The following is a 1,701-nucleotide window of genomic DNA, read 5'->3' as shown; positions in this document are numbered from 1 at the left end:
GGCTACGCGACGCCCGGTGGAGCGTTGGCGGCGTTCGCCTCGGTCGGAGTGACCCGCCACGCCGTTCCTCGGCCGCCTTGCCACCGCACGCACCGGACGCCGCTCGCGTTCGCCCGTCTTGTTCAGCAGACTCCTAGCCGGTCTCGGCGCCGAGCGTCAGCGAGAGCGTCTTCTCCTCGCCGTCGCGCAGCACGGTGAACTCGACGGTCTCGCCCGGCTGGTGGGAGCGGATCGCGACGATGAGCGCGATGCCGTCGGTGACCCGCTCGCCCTCGACCTCGACAATCACGTCGCCCTTGCGCAGGCCGCCCTTCTCGGCGGGCGTGTCGGGCATGACCTCGTCGATCTCGGCGCCCTGACCGTCGTTGCGGCCGGTCTGCACCTGGGCCCCGATGACGGGGTACCTGGCCTCGCCGGTGCGCAGGATCTGGTCGGCGGTGATCCGGACCTGCTCGATCGGGATCGCGAAGCCGACCCCGATGTTGCCGGACTCCCCGCCGATGGCCCCGCCGGTGGTGGCGATCGCGGAGTTGACCCCTACCACCTGGCCGCGCAGGTTGACCAGCGGTCCACCGGAGTTGCCGGGGTTGATCGCGGCGTCGGTCTGCACGGCGTTGATGTAGGAGGAGTCGTTGCCCGCGTCGCCGGTGGTGACCGGGCGGTGCAGGGCGCTGACGATGCCGGCGGTGACCGTGGAGCTGAGCCCGAGCGGGGAGCCGATCGCGACCACGCCCTCGCCGACCCGCAGCGCCTGGGAGGACCCCAGCGCCGCCGGGGTGAGTCCGCGGGCCTTCGCGGCGTACAGCACCGCGATGTCGTAGACCGAGCTGCGCCCCACGACGGTCGCCTTGTAGCGGTTGCCGTCCTGGTCGACGATCTCGATCGGGCCGTTGTTCTCGTCGGCGTCGACGACCACGTGGTTGTTGGTGATGACGTGGCCCTGCCGGTCGAGCACGAAGCCGGACCCGGTCGCCCCGCCGCGCTGCCCGTCGTACTCGGCGACGATCTGCACGGTGCTCGGCAGGAGTCGCGCGGCCACGGCCTCGATCGATCCGTTGTCGACGGGCAGCGGCGCCTGGGAGACCGTGTCCACGCCCGCGAGGCCCTCGCTGACCGTCCCGGGGCCGTCGTCGGTGACCCGCTCGTAGGCGAGGCCGCCGAGGGCGCCACCCACCACGCCGAGCACGAGCGCCAGCACGCTCACGACCGGCCACAGCCAGCCCGGCACCCGGCCCCGTGGCGCCAGGTGGCGCGGGGGCGGGCCCGGAGGCGGGCCGAACGGCGGCTGCTGCGCGTAGGGCGAGGAGTACGGCGAGGTCGCGCCCGGGGGCAGGCCCGCCCAGCGGTGCGGCGGCGACTGGGTCGTCGGCGGCACCCACGTGGGTGGCGGCGTCGTCGGCCGGAGTGCCCCGAGGGGCTGGGTCGGCTCGTCGTCCCTGGGCTCGTCCTGCGTCACAGCCCTATCTTGTCGCGCCGGGCGAAATCCGGCGCTATCGCTGCTTGGCGCCGCGGGTCAGCTGGGCGACCGGGACGGTCGGGCTGGGGGTGCGGGGAGCGTCGGTGTTGGTGATCGAGGTGACCGGGGCCCGCCGGTCGATGGCGGGCGCGTCGGCCGGCCCGACACCGAACACCAGCGCGCCCATCACCGCGGCGCCGACCGCGCCGCCGCCGAGGGCGCCACCCACCACGCCGAGCACGAGC

General features: G+C 74.3%; 2 protein-coding genes. Both read right to left on the bottom strand.

The genetic code is table 11. The features are described from left to right. Positions 1–133 precede the first annotated feature (133 nt). A complete protein-coding gene (locus tag VGD85_RS10985; RefSeq protein ID WP_331063478.1) occupies positions 134–1,456 on the bottom strand; it encodes a S1C family serine protease in 1,323 nt (440 codons plus the stop codon). A 34-nt stretch (positions 1,457–1,490) separates the two neighbouring features. After that, positions 1,491–1,701: hypothetical protein (locus VGD85_RS10980; RefSeq protein ID WP_331063477.1), on the bottom strand; the 211-nt coding region annotated here is incomplete at its 5' end.

It is taken from the genome of Nocardioides sp. (genome assembly GCF_036401255.1).
Lineage (GTDB): Bacteria > Actinomycetota > Actinomycetes > Propionibacteriales > Nocardioidaceae > Nocardioides.
This window is presented reverse-complemented; position numbering and strand designations above follow the sequence as displayed.